Source organism: Nocardia sp. NPDC052566 (genome assembly GCF_044547285.1).
Lineage (GTDB): Bacteria > Actinomycetota > Actinomycetes > Mycobacteriales > Mycobacteriaceae > Nocardia.
The window spans coordinates 256097-272060 of record NZ_JBIUAF010000007.1 but is presented as its reverse complement, the minus strand read 5'-3'; the positions used below and the strand labels follow the sequence as shown (position 1 = coordinate 272060).

The 15964-nt window shown below is 68.3% G+C and carries 12 protein-coding genes; 3 read left to right on the top strand and 9 right to left on the bottom strand.

The features are described 5' to 3' along the window. Positions 1–3: 3 nt before the first annotated feature. The 3 genes from ilvC to ACIG5A_RS35865 form a co-directional block, all read right to left on the bottom strand. Positions 4–1005, bottom strand: a complete 1002-nt coding sequence (gene ilvC / locus ACIG5A_RS35875) for a ketol-acid reductoisomerase (protein ID WP_397249429.1) — start codon at positions 1003–1005, stop codon at positions 4–6. A gap of 64 nt (positions 1006–1069) precedes the next feature. After that, positions 1070–1573 (bottom strand): acetolactate synthase small subunit, encoded by a 504-nt coding sequence (gene ilvN / locus ACIG5A_RS35870; RefSeq protein ID WP_397248486.1) that lies wholly within the window; start codon positions 1571–1573, stop codon positions 1070–1072. After that, positions 1570–3504: an acetolactate synthase large subunit gene (locus tag ACIG5A_RS35865; RefSeq protein ID WP_397248484.1), complete on the bottom strand. Its 1935-nt coding sequence runs from the start codon at positions 3502–3504 to the stop codon at positions 1570–1572. Before ACIG5A_RS35865 ends, ilvN begins: the two co-directional genes overlap by 4 nt. A gap of 363 nt (positions 3505–3867) precedes the next feature. Between ACIG5A_RS35865 and ACIG5A_RS35860 the strand changes: the two genes are divergently transcribed. Together ACIG5A_RS35860 and ilvD are read left to right on the top strand one after the other, a co-directional pair. Beyond that, on the top strand, positions 3868–4749 hold the full coding sequence (locus ACIG5A_RS35860; protein ID WP_397248482.1) for a PH domain-containing protein: 882 nt from the start codon (positions 3868–3870) through the stop codon (positions 4747–4749). Positions 4750–5176: 427 nt separating this feature from the next. Next, a complete protein-coding gene (gene ilvD, locus ACIG5A_RS35855) occupies positions 5177–7018 on the top strand; it encodes a dihydroxy-acid dehydratase (protein WP_397248480.1) in 1842 nt (613 codons plus the stop codon). Positions 7019–7339: 321 nt separating this feature from the next. Here the strand turns inward: ilvD and ACIG5A_RS35850 are convergent, their stop codons facing one another. Beyond that, positions 7340–8197: a DoxX family protein gene (locus ACIG5A_RS35850; protein ID WP_397248478.1), complete on the bottom strand. Its 858-nt coding sequence runs from the start codon at positions 8195–8197 to the stop codon at positions 7340–7342. 121 nt (positions 8198–8318) lie between these two features. Between ACIG5A_RS35850 and ACIG5A_RS35845 the strand changes: the two genes are divergently transcribed. Then, a complete protein-coding gene (locus ACIG5A_RS35845) occupies positions 8319–9428 on the top strand; it encodes a PQQ-dependent sugar dehydrogenase (RefSeq protein WP_397248476.1) in 1110 nt (369 codons plus the stop codon). Between the two features lie 57 nt (positions 9429–9485). On the opposite strand, the gene gatB is transcribed toward ACIG5A_RS35845, so the two are convergent. The 5 genes from gatB to ACIG5A_RS35820 all read right to left on the bottom strand — a co-directional run bounded on the left by gatB (position 9486) and on the right by ACIG5A_RS35820 (position 15877). Further along, positions 9486–10991: an Asp-tRNA(Asn)/Glu-tRNA(Gln) amidotransferase subunit GatB gene (gene gatB, locus ACIG5A_RS35840; protein WP_397248474.1), complete on the bottom strand. Its 1506-nt coding sequence runs from the start codon at positions 10989–10991 to the stop codon at positions 9486–9488. A 125-nt stretch (positions 10992–11116) separates the two neighbouring features. Continuing rightward, positions 11117–12493, bottom strand: a complete 1377-nt coding sequence (locus ACIG5A_RS35835; protein ID WP_397248472.1) for an alpha/beta hydrolase family protein — start codon at positions 12491–12493, stop codon at positions 11117–11119. An 88-nt stretch (positions 12494–12581) separates the two neighbouring features. Then, on the bottom strand, positions 12582–13025 hold the full coding sequence (locus ACIG5A_RS35830; protein WP_397248470.1) for a hypothetical protein: 444 nt from the start codon (positions 13023–13025) through the stop codon (positions 12582–12584). A gap of 76 nt (positions 13026–13101) precedes the next feature. Further along, complete coding sequence (locus ACIG5A_RS35825; RefSeq protein ID WP_397248468.1) at positions 13102–14136, bottom strand: ATP-dependent 6-phosphofructokinase; 1035 nt, start codon at positions 14134–14136, stop codon at positions 13102–13104. Positions 14137–14215: 79 nt separating this feature from the next. Then, positions 14216–15877, bottom strand: coding sequence for a protein kinase (locus ACIG5A_RS35820; RefSeq protein WP_397248466.1), 1662 nt, complete (start codon positions 15875–15877; stop codon positions 14216–14218). Positions 15878–15964: the final 87 nt, after the last annotated feature.

Below are 15964 nucleotides of genomic sequence, written 5' to 3'. Positions count from 1 at the left end.
ACCTTACGCGGTTTCGGTGATCGGCCGGTCGACCCAGCTCATCAGGCCGCGCAGCTTGGCGCCGGTGACCTCGATCGGGTGCTCGGCGTTGGCCTTGCGCAGCGCCTCGAGCTCCTTGTTGCCGCCCTCGACGTTGGCGACGAGGCGCTTGACGAAGGTGCCGTCCTGGATGTCCTTGAGGATGTCCTGCATGCGCTTCTTGGTGTCGGCGTCGATGACCCGCGGGCCCGACAGGTAGCCACCGAACTCGGCGGTGTCGGAGACCGAGTAGTTCATGCGGGCGATGCCGCCCTCGTACATCAGGTCGACGATCAGCTTGAGCTCGTGCAGCACCTCGAAGTAGGCCATCTCCGGCGCGTAACCGGCCTCGACCATGACCTCGAAACCGGTCTTGACCAGTTCCTCGGTGCCACCGCAGAGCACGGCCTGCTCACCGAACAGGTCGGTCTCGGTCTCTTCCTTGAAGGTGGTCTTGATGACGCCGGCGCGCGCGCCACCGATCGCCTTCGCGTAGGACAGCGCCAGCGCCTGGCCCTCGCCCTTCGGGTCCTGATCGACCGCGATCAGGGCCGGAACGCCCTTGCCGTCGACGAACTGACGGCGCACCAGGTGGCCGGGGCCCTTCGGGGCGACCATCGCGACGGTGATGAACTCCGGCGCCTTGATCAGGCCGAAGTGGATGTTGAGGCCGTGGCCGAAGAACAGCGCGTCGCCGTCCTTCAGGTTCGGCTCGATGTCGTTGGTGAAGATCGACGCCTGCGCGGTGTCGGGGGCCAGCACCATGATCACGTCGGCCCACGCCGAAACCTCGGCGGGGGTGCCGACGGTCAGACCGGCCTCTTCGGCCTTCGGCCGCGACTTCGAACCCTCAGCAAGGCCGACGCGGACCTCGACGCCGGAGTCGCGCAGGCTCAGCGAGTGCGCGTGGCCCTGGCTGCCGTAACCGATCACCGCGACCTTGCGGCCCTGGATGATCGACAGGTCTGCGTCGTCGTCGTAGAACATCTCGACTGCCACTGGTTGGTTCCCTTCTGGTTCTTCTGCTAGGTCTTGAAAGTTATTGAGTTACTTAACGGGTCGCGGTGATCGACTTGGGGCCACGGCCCACGGCGACAACACCGGACTGCACGATCTCCCGGATGCCGTACGGCTCGAGCATCCGCAACAATGCGTCGAGTTTGGACCGGGTTCCGGTCGCCTCGACGGTCAGCGCGTCCGGCGAGACATCGATCACCTTCGCCCGGAAGAGCGTAACCGCCTCGATCACCTGGGTTCGCACGCTGGCATCCGCGCGCACCTTGACCAGGATCAGTTCGCGGGCCACCGACGCGTCCGCGTCCTGCTCCACGATCTTGATGACGTTCACCAGCTTGTTGAGCTGCTTGGTGACCTGCTCGAGCGGCAGATCGTCGACGGTGACGACGATGGTCATGCGCGAGATCTCCGGGATCTCGGTGCCGCCGACGGCCAGCGACTCGATATTGAAGCCGCGGCGGGAGAACAGCGCCGCGACGCGCGCCAGCACGCCCGGCTTGTCCTCGACCAGGACGCTGAGGGTGTGAGTCGTACTCACTGTTCGGTCCCCTTGTTCTTCTCGTGTGACATCGCCTCGTGGATGACGGCGGGCTCGGCGGCCGATTCGTCCTCGTCGAACAACGGGCGGATGCCACGGGCGGCCATGATCTCGTCGTTGCTGGTGCCGGCGGCGACCATCGGCCACACCTGGGCGTCCTTGCCGACGATGAAGTCGATCACCACGGGGCGGTCGTTGATGGACTGCGCCTCGCGGATCGCGGCCTCCACGTCCTCCTCGCGCTCGACCCGGATGCCGTGGCAGCCAAGGGCTTCCGCGAGCTTCACGAAGTCGGGGATGCGCAGGGTGTGCGTGCCGAGATCGGTGTTGGAGTAGCGCTCCTCGTAGAACAGGGTCTGCCACTGGCGGACCATGCCGAGGTTGCCGTTGTTGATCAGCGCGACCTTGATCGGCACGCCCTCGACGGCACAGGTGGCCAGCTCCTGGTTGGTCATCTGGAAGCAGCCGTCACCGTCGACCGCCCACACTTCCTTGTCCGGCGCGCCCATCTTGGCGCCCATGGCCGCGGGCACGGCGTAGCCCATGGTGCCGAGGCCACCGGAGTTCAGCCAGGTGCGCGGCTTCTCGTACTTGATGAACTGGGCGGCCCACATCTGATGCTGGCCGACGCCCGCGCAGTAGATCGCCTCCGGTCCGGCCAGGCGGCCGAGCGCCTCGATGACGAACTCCGGCGACAGCGAACCGTCGCTCGGCTGGTTCCAGCCGAGCGGGTAGCTCTTGCGGATGCCGCCGAGGTACTCCCACCATTCGCCGAGCTCGAGCAGCGGCGCGGCGCCGACGGCCGGATCGGCCTTCAGCGTCTCGATCAGCTCGGCGATCACCTCGCGGCAGTCACCGACGATCGGCACGTCCGCGTGCCGGTTCTTGCCGATCTCGGCCGGGTCGATATCGGCGTGGATCACCCTGGCATCGGGCGCGAAGGAATCGAGCTGACCGGTCACCCGATCGTCGAAGCGCGCGCCGAGGGTGATCAGCAGATCGGACCGCTGCAGCGCGGCGACCGCGCCCACCGTGCCGTGCATGCCCGGCATGCCCATGTTCAGCTGGTGGCTGTCCGGGAACGCGCCACGGGCCATCAGCGTGGTGACCACCGGGATGCCCGTCAGCTCGGCCAGCTCGAGCAGCTCCGCCGAGGCATCGGCCTTGATCACGCCGCCGCCGACGTAGAGCACGGGCCGCTTGGCCTCCATGATCATCCGGGCGGCCTCGCGCACCTGCTTGCCGTGCGGCTTGGTCACCGGACGGTAGCCGGGCAGCCGCATCTCCGGCGGCCAGGTGAAGGTGGTCTGCGCCTGCAGCACGTCCTTCGGGATATCGACGAGCACGGCGCCGGGACGGCCGCTCGCGGCGAGGTAGAACGCCTCGGCCATGATGCGCGGGATGTCGATGCCCTCGGTGATGAGGAAGTTGTGCTTGGTGATCGGCATGGTGATGCCGGAGATGTCGGCCTCTTGGAAGGCGTCCGTACCGATCAGGCCGCGGCCGACCTGGCCGGTGATGGCGACGATCGGCACCGAGTCCATCTGCGCGTCCGCGATCGGGGTGACCAGGTTGGTCGCGCCGGGACCGGAGGTGGCCATGCAGACGCCGACCTTGCCGGTCGCCTGCGCGTAGCCGGTGGCGGCGTGACCCGCGCCCTGCTCGTGCCGGACGAGGACGTGACGGACCTTGACGGAATCGAAGAGCGGGTCGTACACCGGGAGAATCGCGCCGCCGGGAATGCCGAATACGGTGTCGACGCCGAGCTCCTCGAGCGAGCGGACGACGGACTGCGCGCCGGTGACCCGCTCGGGCGGGACCTGGCGGCGGTTCGCCGCGGTCGTCGGGGTGCCAGCGGGCGAGCCCTGCTGATTCGCCGAAGGCGCAGGCCTGCGGGCCGAGGGCCCGGGCCGTGCGGTAGGTGCACTCACCGTCTTCGTTCCTAACTGCTTGTCGTTCTGATCCCGGACAAACTGTGCTTTCCTGTGCTCGCACGGACGAGGGTCCGTCTCACACACCGTCCGAACACAAAAAAGCCCCCGTCAGCGCATGGCTGATCGAGGGTGGCGCGTCTAACGCGAGCTGACGTAGTTCGACTAGATAGTCAGGCTCAACGCTGGACGCGCCGGCCGATTACGAGAAGCTCGATTCGATTCACGCGCACGACGTTAAGCGGGCGTGACTGGAAGAGTCAAACAGATGACCCTTGACGTCCCATTATGTGGGACAGTGCGGTTGCTTGTGTCCGTTCACCAGGATGCGAGGATGGGGGTGTGTCATCACCGCATCAGTCCGTGCCACCAGTTGAATCGTCCCATACGTCCGCCGCGGCGGACGATACGGGTGCCGCGCCGAGCTACATCTTCCAGGTCAACCGCGTCTGGCTGATCGCGGTATTCGTGCTGGCAGTGGCCTTGGCCGTGCCGGTGGCGCTGCGCCCGCTGTTCGGCGTGTGGTTCCTGGTGATTCCGCTCGCACTGCTGTCCTGGGTGCTGCGGGTGCGGACCGCGCTGACCGCCGACGGACTGGTGCTCCGCTCGCTGCTGCGCACCAGGGAGGTGCCGTGGTCGCAGGTCGCGGGCATTCGGCTACCCGAGCACGGGTACGCCCGCGTGGTGCTGAACGACGGCGGCGAGGCGCCCATGCCCGCGGTGGGCCCCGATGATCTGGAGCGACTGGTGCTCGCGTCCCGGGGGCGGATCGCCGACCCCGGTGTGCGCGCCATTCGCATCACACAGCTGGCCTACCTCGGCGTGATCGTGCTGCTGTTCTGCGTGTTCTTCTTCTTCGTCGGCTGGCCGATCGGGCTGTGGTGGCTGCTGCTGATTCCCGCGGCGCTCACCGCGTGGGTGACCAGGACCAGGACCGTCGTCACCGACACCGGGCTCGACCTGCGCACCGTCTTCGGGTCGAAGCATCTGGACTGGGCGCGGGTGGCCGGAGTGCGCATCCCCAAGCGCGGATTCGTCCGCGCACACCTCACCGACGAGTCCGAGGTGAAGCTGCCCGCGGTGAGCTACGACCGGCTACGCGAGCTGATCGACGCATCGAAGGGGCGCATCCCGGACCTGTTCGCGGCCGCCGCAGCGGCACAGGAAGCGGCTCGACAAGCGGAGAAGGCGGCGGCCGAGACAAAGGGCGACGCACCCCGGGAAGAGCCAGCCGCCGACAACTAGTGCCACGCCGCATCGGACACGCCGATACGGACCTGGACGGCCGATCATCAGGAACTGATGTAACCACTGTGCGAGAGGGCAGTTACCTGAGTTCCTGATGATCTTGTAGCTGCTCGGTATTCCCCGCGCGACGATGCGGATAGTCACCTCGCGGGCACAGAAACCCCACAGGTAGGATGATTTCGGATGCACGGTCCGGTGGGACACGGCGGGAGAACCGATCCCCCGTTCACCGGATCGCGCCGACGGTGCCGGAACCGACACAACCGATGACACCGTCAGCGTCGACGACACCCTCGCGGCGACACCCGAACCAGCCGATGCGCGAGCGGCCCGCCCCTCCCCCGGGAGTACCGTGGACGGGCCGCCGAGCACACTCTCAGCGCAGTCGCACCTCAGCCCCCGCGACCATGACCGAGGACCGTTAATGCCACCGCTTCGTTCACGCACCACCACCATCGGCCGCAATGCCGCAGGCGCACGCGCACTCTGGCGCGCCACCGGCATGACCGACTCCGACTTCGGCAAGCCGATCGTCGCCATCGCGAACTCCTACACCCAGTTCGTGCCGGGCCACGTGCATCTGAAGAACGTCGGCGAGATCGTCGCCGACGCCGTGCGCGCCGCGGGTGGCGTGCCGCGCGAATTCCACACCATCGCCGTCGACGACGGCATCGCGATGGGCCACGGCGGCATGCTCTACTCGCTGCCGAGCCGCGAAATCATCGCCGACTCCGTCGAATACATGGCGAACGCGCACACCGCCGACGCGCTGGTGTGCATCTCCAACTGCGACAAGATCACCCCGGGCATGCTCAATGCCGCTATGCGGCTGAACATTCCGGTGGTCTTCGTGTCCGGCGGGCCGATGGAGGCGGGTAAGGCCGTTGTCGTCGGCGGTGTCGCGCAGGCGCCGACCGACCTCATCACCGCCATCGCGGCCAGCGCGAATCAGGCCGTGTCCGAAGAAGGTTTGAGCGAGGTCGAGCGCAGCGCGTGCCCGACCTGCGGCTCCTGCTCTGGCATGTTCACCGCCAACTCGATGAACTGCCTCACCGAGGCGCTCGGCCTCGCGCTGCCCGGCAACGGCTCGACGCTCGCGACCCATGCCGCGCGCCACGCGCTGTTCGAGCGGGCCGGTTCGGTGATCGTCGATATCGCCAACCGCTGGTACCGCGAGGACGATGCCTCGGTGCTGCCGCGAAACGTGGCCAACGCCAAGGCGTTCCGCAATGCGATGGCGCTCGACGTGGCGATGGGCGGTTCCACCAACACCGTGCTGCACACGCTGGCCGCCGCGCAGGAGGGTGAGATCGACTTCGATCTCACCACCATCGACGAGATCAGCCGCACAGTGCCGTGCCTGTCGAAGGTTTCGCCGAACTCCGATTACCACATGGAGGACGTGCACCGCGCCGGTGGCATCCCGGCCATCCTCGGCGAGCTGCGCCGCGCCGGACTGCTCGACACCGACGTGACCACCGTGCACACCGCGAGCTTCGACGAGTGGCTCGACACCTGGGATATCCGCTCCGGCAAGGCATCCGAGGAGGCGCTGGAGCTGTTCCACGCCGCGCCGGGCGGCGTGCGCACCACCGAGCCGTTCTCCACGAACAACCGCTGGTCCTCGCTGGACACCGACGCCGCGGGTGGCTGCATCCGCGACAAGGAGCACGCCTACACGGTCGAGGGCGGACTGGTCGTGTTGCGCGGCAACATCGCTCTCGACGGCGCGATCCTCAAGACCGCGGGCATCGACGAGGAACTGTTCTCCTTCCAGGGACCCGCCTTCGTGGTCGAATCCCAGGAGGAGGCCGTGTCGGCGATCCTCGGCAAGAAGATCACGCCGGGCGATGTGATCGTGGTCCGCTACGAGGGTCCCAAGGGCGGTCCCGGTATGCAGGAAATGTTGCACCCCACCGCATTCCTGAAGGGCGCGGGTCTCGGCAAGGTGTGCGCGCTGATCACCGACGGCCGCTTCTCCGGCGGGACCTCGGGCTTGTCCATCGGCCACATGTCCCCCGAGGCCGCCAGCGGCGGCACCATCGGCCTGATCGAAAACGGCGACCAGATCCGCATCGACGTCGCAACCCGCGCACTCGAGGTCCTGGTCGACGACGCCGTCCTCGCCGAACGCCGCGCCAAAATGGAAGCCTCCGAACACCCTTGGCAACCGGCCGACCGCATCCGCCCCGTCACCACCGCACTCCGCGCCTACGCCGCCCTCGCCACCTCAGCCGACAAGGGCGCCGTCCGCCACGTGCCGTAACCGGCCCGCCCTTCAAAACTGAACACCCCCAACGGCTTCCCCTCGCACAGGGGAAGCCGTTGTCGTTCAACAAGACCTGACCACTCCGCGATCGGCGACGCGGGGCCGAAGTACGGCAGCCTGAGCCGCTGAAATTGCCACGGCGCCCCTCATGGGCACGAGGGGCGCCGTTTGTCTCTCCGTCGCGCCAGCGCGACAACTGATTTCGCACGTACATGGGTAACTCGTCGGGTACCAGCCAACCCAGCCACCAACCGATCCGCCGGCCGCCGATCCAACTGTCGCGCACTCGAGTCTGGCCTGAATACGCGGAGAGGCGGGTTAGAAGGGGCCGATACCTGTCAAGGGGTTGCCGCCGTGGAGGAGCCACCAGGTGACTACGGCGGCGGCTATGGCGAGGACGAGGGCGGTGAAGGAGCCGATGAAGGGGCGGGTGGACCAGCCTCGGTTGCGGTCGAAGGACCAGCGGCCGGGGCCGGTGAGGATGAGGACGGCGGCGGTGCCCGCGAGGATGGATTCGAGTTCTACGCCGGTGGGGACGCCTGCTTTGTATTGGAAACCGGGGGTCATGCCCTGTTTCCAGGCCCAGGCGTCGAGGATGACGGCGAGGACGGCGCCCGCGGCGAGGGGGGTGGCCAGGCCGAGGACGATGAGTGTGCCGCCACCGAGTTCGCCGACGGTGACCATGATGGTGGCCAGGGTCGAGTGGTCCCAGCCGCCGTTGTCCATCATGTCCCTGGTGCCGTCCAGGCCCGGGCCGTGGAACCAGCCGGTGAGCTTCTGCAGTCCGTGGTAGATGAAGGTGCCGCCGACGATCAGGCGCAGCAGGAACAGGCCGAGATCCAAGGTGCCCCTGCGGTTCTCGGCGTTGCGGCGGCGCAGGCGGGCGGTATCGCCCGGCTGGTTGGCCGCGGGCGGAATGCTGGCGTAGGCATAGGTGGGGATGGTTGCGGTGTCGGCCGCCTTGCTCTCACCGACCGTCGGGATCAGCGGATCGAGGCCGAGCTCTTCGTCGGTGCGCGGCACATCCTTGGTCAGCGGGATCGTTTCGGTCGGCGAATCGAACGGGCTCGTCACCCCACGACCGGTGGTCGACACCGCCGTCTGCTCGCCCATAGCGGGCGTCGGGCCCGCCGGACTCGGCCTAGCTGCGGGTGTGTCATTGGGCTTCTCGGTCACGGCCAATACCCTATGCCGCCGCGCCCGGACGCGGGGCGACTCGCGCGGACGGCGTGTCCATATCGCCGCTAACCCCACCCGGAAGCGGCACATGCGACGGTATTTCCGTAACGTCTGAACCATGAGTTTGGTTGTCGTTGGCCGCACCGCGGTCGGTCTGGCGCTCGGGGCCGCATTGCTGGTCGGCTGCGGCCGATTCGATGATTCGGCGTCGAGTCCGTTCACTACCGAACCGACGCTGCGCCCCGCCCAACTCGAGCCGAACAAACCGGGCGCGCCGACCAGCACCAAGCAGCGCCCCACCGGCCCGTGCCTCGACCCGGACCCGAACGTGGTGGCCACCTGCCTGGACACTCTCGGCGGCCTGATCGGGATCGGCGACGGCGCACTGGTCGCCGAGCGCAGGACCGGGCGCATCCTCAAGGTGACCGGTCCCGACGATCCGGTGGTCGAGATCGCCAAGCTCGATGTGGACGGATCCGGCGACGGCGGCCTCAACGATCTGGTGCTCTCCCCGAGCTACCGCGAGGACGGGCTGCTCTATGCCTACATCACCACCCCGTACGACAACCGGGTGGTCCGCTTCTCCGCGACCGGCGGCGCGCCGAAGGACATCCTGACCGGAATCCCGAAGGGCCCCACCGGGAATCACGGCTCCATCGAGTTCGCCAACCCGAACCAGATGCTGGTGCTGACCGGCGATGCGGGCAATCCCGCCGCGGCGCTGTCCGCTTCGTCGCTGTCGGGCAAGCTGCTGAAGCTGAACTCGCCTGCGCCGGGCAGCGCGGCGCCGGAGATCGCGGTATCCGGTATCGGTGTCGCGGGCGATGTCTGCCACGACGGCAAGGACAGCGTCTGGATCACCGACCGCACGGCCGCGGAGGACAGGCTGCAGCGGCTGTCCGGCGACGGCCAGGTCACCACCGCGTGGACCTGGCCGGACCGTCCCGGCGTCGCGGGCTGCGCGGCCGGTGTCGACGGCGTCGCCGTCGCGCTGACCAACGGCAAGGCGCTGGCCATCGTCGCCGCGGACAAGGACACGCACGCCGTGACCACCTCGCCGACCCTGGTCGCACAGGACAAGTACGGTGCACTCTTCGGCGCGACCGTCGGCCCCGACGGCGCCATCTGGGTCACCACGGTCAACAAGACCGACGGTCCCGGCGGCGAATTCGACGACCGCGTCGTGCGCATCCCACCGCCACAGTCCGGCGGCAACGCACCGGACTAGCGGTGCACGAACAACGCCCCCTTCGAATCCCGAAGGGGGCGTTGTTCGTTGACAATCTCAGCGGCAGGCGGCCAGCACGAGCTCACGCACGCGGGCGGCGTCGGCCTGGCCGCGCGTCGCCTTCATGACATCGCCGATGATCTTGCCCGCGGCCTCGACCTTGCCGGAGCGGATCTTCTCGGCGATCGCCGGGTTCGCGGCGAGCGCCTTCTCGACCTCGGCCTGCAGCGCGCTGTCGTCGCTGACCATGCCGAGCCCCTTGGCCTCGACGATCTGCGCGGGCTCGCCCTCGCCCGCGAGGACGAAGTCGACGACCTGCTTGGCGACCTTGCTGTTGATGGTCTTGGCCTGGGCCAGCCCGATCACCTCGGCGAGCTGCTTGGGCGTGATCGGCAGCTCCTCGATGGAAACCTCACGCTCCTTTGCCTTTTCGGTGAGGTAGGCGACCCACCAGGAGCGCGCCTCGTTGGCCGGTGCGCCCGCGTCGACGGTGGCGATGATCAGCTCGAGCACGCCGGCGTTCACCACATCGCGCATGACCTCGTCCGACCAGCCCCAATCACCCTGCAGCCGAGCGCGGCGCAGCCACGGGTACTCCGGGATGGTGGCGCGCAGCTGCTCGACCCACTCGGCGTCGGGCGCGACGGGTTCCAGGTCGGGCTCCGGAAAATACCGGTAGTCCTCGGCGGTTTCCTTGCGCCTGCCCGGCGAGGTGGTGCCGTCGGCCTCGTGGAAGTGCCTGGTCTCCTGGATGATGCTGACGCCGTCGGCGAGCAGCGCGGCCTGGCGGCGCATCTCGAAGCGCACCGCGACCTCGACGCTCTTGAGCGAGTTGACGTTCTTGGTCTCCGTGCGGGTGCCGAATTCCTTTGCGCCGATGGGCATCAGCGAGACGTTGGCATCGCAGCGCAGCGAACCCTGCTCCATCTTCACGTCGGAGACGCCGAGCGAACGCAGCACCTCACGCAGCGCGGTCACGTAGGCGCGGGCCACCTCGGGGGCGCGCTCGCCCGCACCGGTGATCGGCTTGGTGACGATCTCGATCAGCGGCACGCCCGCGCGGTTGAAGTCGAGCAGCGAGTGGCTCGCACCGTGGATGCGACCGGTCTCGCCGCCGATATGCGTCGACTTGCCGGTGTCCTCCTCCATGTGCGCGCGCTCGATCTCGACGCGGAAGACGCTGCCGTCGTCGAGCACCACATCGAGGTACCCCTCGCCGGCGATCGGCTCGTCGTACTGGCTGATCTGGTAGTTCTTCGGCTGATCCGGGTAGAAGTAGTTCTTCCGCGCGAACCGTCCCCACGGGGTGATCGAGCAGTTCAGCGCAAGCCCGATGCGGATCGCCGACTCCACCGCCTTCTCGTTCACCACCGGCAGCGAACCGGGCAGACCGAGGCACACCGGGCAGACCTGGGTATTGGGGTCGGCGCCGAACTCGGTGGGGCAACCGCAGAACATCTTGGTCGCGGTGGACAGCTCGACGTGGACCTCCAAGCCGAGCACCGGCTCGTAGCGGGAGATGACCTCCGAGTAGTCCATCAGCTCGACGGTGGGTGCGCTCATGCCTGCGCCTCGCTGACGCTCGGCTCCGTCATGACCGCACCCAAGGCGGCTCTGCCGATTTTTCGCTCGCTGCGCTCGCTCATGACCCCCAGTCTATGTAAACGCCAAACCGCGATCGCGACGACCTACTTCGTCGGAAAACGCTGGGTCAGCCAGGTGGTGACGGCCGTGAGCACCTCGGGGGCGATGGTCGTCTCGATGCCCGCGTATTCGGAAGGGCGTCCGGTCTTGGTCGGCTGCATCAGGTGATTGAGGTCGGGGAAGACGGTGACGGTGGCGTCCGGGTCGGCGGCGAGCAGCGCACGCGCGGCGGGTTCGCTCTGCGCGGCCGGAACCTGCAGGTCCTTCCCGCCGTAGAAGGCGAACACCGGCATGCGCAGCGCGGACAGCGCGGGCGCCGGATCCTGGGTGACGAGGGCGACGAAGTACGGCGTGAGCTCGTCGTCCTGTCCCTCCGGTGCGCGCTTGTCGGCCGGGCGTGACTGGTTGATCCGCTTGGCCAATTCCTTCGCACCCGCCAGATCGCCCTTGCGCAGCAGCTCGAAGACCTGGTTGCTCTCGCGCACGCTCGTTTCCACCTCGGCCGCGGGCTGTCCCTCGGCGGTACCGATCAGCTTGATCTGCTCGATGATCACGTCGTAGCCGGGTACCGCGGGCCCGGCCATCATGATCACGAAGGCCACCCCGCTGTCCGGCCTGGCGGCGACCATCGGCGCGATGTAGCCGCCCTCGCTGTGGCCGAGCAGGCCGACCCGGGCCGGGTCGATATCGGGCCTGGCGCGCAGGAAGCCGACGCCCGCGGCCGCGTCGTCGGTGAGGTCGGCGTAGGTCGCGTCGTCGAGTTTGCCGGTGGTGCCGCCGACGCCGCGGTCGTCGACGCGCAGCACGGCGTAGCCCGCGCGGGTCAGTGTGTCGGCGAACAGCAGAAAAAGCTTGTGCCCGAGCAGTTCTTCGTCGCGGTTCTGCGCGCCGCTACCGGTGATGAGCAGTACCGCGGGGAACGGGCCCTTGCCCTCGGGCTGGGTGAGCGTGCCCGCGATGGTGATCTCGCCGCTGCGATAGGTGACGTCCTGAACGCGATACGGGAACGGCGCCTTCGGTTCCTGCGGGCGCGGCGGCGCCGCGACCTTGCCGCGCCCCATGTTCAGCGGGAAGCTCTGCCCGGACTGGGTGAAGGTGCCGGTGATCCGCTCGCCGTCGAGCTTGCCGCGGAACACCGGATCGCCGGGAATGTCGGCCAGCGCGAACTCCACCCGATCCGGTTGTACCTGAACGTCTTTCAGCGCAGCGCCGCGCAAACCCTGCGTCGGGATGTCGATGGTGCTCTTGCCCGCGTCGGCGAGGGTGACGCCGATGTCGAGCGGCTGCCCGGGAATCTCGATCTTCCCGTGCCAGTCGCCGAGCACGCCCGAGGGCCGAGTCGGCGACTCCCCCTTCGAGCACCCGACGGCCAACGCCGCGACAACCAGGAGAACCAACGCGAGGAAACGGCCGGTACGCATGGATTCACGGTACCGGCGCCGGTATTCGACCGGGATCATCCACGCGGATGATCGTGGCCGACGCGGCGTCAGCCTTGCGGTCTAAGGGTTATGCGCCGCGCGCGTAGCGGATGGCCTCGGCGATCGCGCGCATGTCGAGTTCCAGGGTCGGGTCCTCGTCGGCCGCCGCGCGGAATTCGAGCATGTCGTCCTCGAGGGTCCGGCGGCGCACCAGCGCGCGCAGTTGCGCGCGCACGTATCCGGCGAGCGGGACGCCCTCGGCGCGAGCGCGTCGGCAGAGCACCAGGACCGCGTCGGCGGGCAGGTCGGACAGCTGCACCAGGGCGACACCGTCGATGTCGAGGTCGGGATCCAAGTCGCGGCCTTGGCCCATCAGGAATTCGACGACAGCATCGACGGGAACCCTGCGGCGCGACAGCGCGATCAGTTCGTGCCGTATCTGCTCGTCGAGCGCGCGGCCCGCGGCGTCCGCGCGGCGGCGCAGTACCGCGAGATCGGTGTCGGGCAGGTCGTGCAGCTGCGATTCGGCCATGGCGCCAGCGTAGCCGCGACGCCGTCGGTATGCCGGGGTGCGCAACCAGATCGGTTGCGCACCTGGGCAATTCGAATCAGCCGAAGAAGGCTTCCGCCTCGCGGTAGCGATCCTCCGGTACCCGCTTGAGCTGTTTGGTCGCTTCCGAGAGCGGCACCAGGTCGATGGTGGTGCCGCGCAGGGCGACCATCTGCCCGAATTGCCTGGCGTGCACGGCTTCCGCGGCGTGCAGGCCGAAGCGGGTGGCCAGGACGCGGTCGTAAGGCGTTGGGCTGCCGCCGCGCTGGACGTGCCCGAGCACGGTGGTGCGGACCTCTTTGCCGATGCGGCGCTCGATCTCCGCGCCGAGCTGCTGGGCCACGCCGGTGAAGCGCTCGTGGCCGAATTCGTCGATTCCGCCCTGGCGCAAGGAGAATCCGGTGTCGGCCGCCGGATGCGCACCCTCGGCGACCACGCAGATGAAGTGCTTGTCACCGCGCTGGAAGCGGCGCTTGATCATGGCGCACACGTCGTCGACGTCGAACGGCACCTCGGGCACCAGGGTCAGGTGCGCGCCCGCCGCCATGCCGGAGTGCACGGCGATCCAGCCCGCGTGGCGCCCCATCACCTCGATGAGCATCACGCGCTGATGGGATTCGGCGGTGGTGTGCAGCCGGTCGATGGCCTCGGTGGCGATGCTGAGCGCGGTGTCGTGGCCGAAAGTGACGTCGGTGCAGTCGATGTCGTTGTCGATGGTCTTGGGGACGCCGACCACCGGCACCCCCTCGTCGGACAGCCAGCTCGCCGCGGTCAGCGTGCCCTCGCCGCCGATCGGGATCAGCGCCTCGATGCCGTTGTCGTCGAGCGTCTGCTTGATCTGGCCGAGTCCGGCGCGCAGCACATCGGGATTGGTGCGCGCGGTGCCGAGCATGGTGCCGCCCTTGGTGAGCAGCCGGTCGGTGCGGTCATCGTTGAGGATGTTGATCTTTCGATCCTCGAGTAGGCCGCGCCAGCCGTCCTGGAAGCCGATGACGGCATCGCCGTAGCGGCCGTTCGCCGTGCGAACGACGGCACGGATCACCGCGTTCAGCCCTGGACAATCTCCGCCTCCGGTCAAGACTCCGATGCGCATGGCCGCTATCTTGCCCGCAACGGCGTCACCTCGCTGGCCCACCCCCGTCAACTTCGGATAGCGCGCGCGAAATCCCTGCTCAGTAGACATAGACGAGCGCATTCTGGCCGCCGTTGCAGCTGACGAACCGCTCGTGGGCCGTGCATTCCATCTTGTAGTCGTCGTTGCTGATGGGGCTGTGTGCCGTCAGCGTCCGGTTCGGCGGCGCGTCCGCGGGCCCCTCCGCGTAGGCCTTGCGCACTTCCTCCGCGAACGGGCAGGTCGTCGCGGTGGTGCCGACGGCAGACGAACTGAACTTGCCGAGCACCGGATACACCTGCGGGCACGGCTTCGCGCCCGCGGGCAACTGGACCGGGGTGGGGGTGGTCGGCGCCTGACCGGTGAACTGATCACGCACCTGCCAGCCGACGAGCGCGATCAGCGCCAGCGCGATGAGGATCCCCGCGAGCACCACCGGGCGCTTCGACCGTCCGCGGCGCGCGGGTGCCTGCTCGGCTGTCCGCTGCGATGGCGGCGGGAGCGAAGCGAGCCCGGTGATCCGCCGGGTCGGCTCCTCCGACGCGGCATCGACCCGGCCGGGGTCGACCCAGATCTGTTCGGAGCGTTTGGTCTCCTGGTGCACCGGCATGGGCCGTCCGTGCTCCAGGCGCACCGGCGCCTGCCGATTGACCACGGGCACAACGGTTTCCTGTCGCACCGGCATCGGCTTGTGTGGTTCAGGCCTGCCCGCACCGGGGCGTACCGGGTCACTGGCTGGCCGATGGCGTTCCACCCGTGCCGAATCCGGACGGCCCTGCGGCGGACGCATCGGCGGACGCATGTTCTGGCCGGACGGTTGCGGATCGACGGCGTGGAATACCACCGTCGGCGGCGCCTTCCTGCGCGCGGTGAGCTGTTCGGTGGGCGATTCCGACGACCGGATGGACAGCGACGCCCTGGCCGCGGCGGCGAGCCCGCCCGCCGTCGGATAGCGATCCTGCGGCTCCTTGGCCATGCCACGCGAGACGACCTCGTCCAAGGTGCCTGGCAGCCCGGCCATTTTCACGCTCGGGCGCGGGGGCGGCGTCGAAAGATGCGACCGGATCAGCATGCTCATCCCGTCGGACGGGAACGGCTCTGTACCGGTGAGACATTCGTAGAGCACACACGCCAGCGAATACACGTCGGCGGTGCCGGTGACCGGTGCGGTGTCGAACCGCTCCGGCGCGATGTAGCTGTAGGAGCCGATCGCCGCGCCGGTCGCGGTCACGCTCGGATCGCCCTCGGAGCGGGCGATGCCGAAATCGGCCAGGTACGCGAAATCCGAGGCGGTGACGAGGATGTTGGCCGGTTTCACGTCGCGATGCACCAGCCCCTCGGCGTGGGCGGCATCGAGCGCGGCGGCGATCTGCTCGACGATGCCGATCGCGCGCGCCGCAGGCATCGGCCCCTGCCTGCGCAGCACCGACTTCAGATCGTGGCCGCGGACCAACCGCATGTCGATGTAGAGCACGCCGTCGATCTGGCCCCAATCGTGGATCGGGATGACGTGCGGCTCGGCCAGCCGCGCCGCCGCCTGCGATTCCCGCCGGAACCGCTGTTGATACTGCGGGTCTTTCGCGAGATCGAGCGGCAGCAGCTTCACCGCGACCACCCGGTCCTTGACCGTGTCGTAGGCCTCGTAGACCTCGCCCATGCCGCCTTTACCGAGCAGCGAGCGTAATTCGTAGGGACCGAACCGCGTCCCGATCCTGGATTCCACCCCGTTACCTCCACAGTGCGGATGCGGCCGGGAACACGCGGTCGTGCGTTCCCGCCAACCTCACTCACCCGATAAATCGGGATTGTC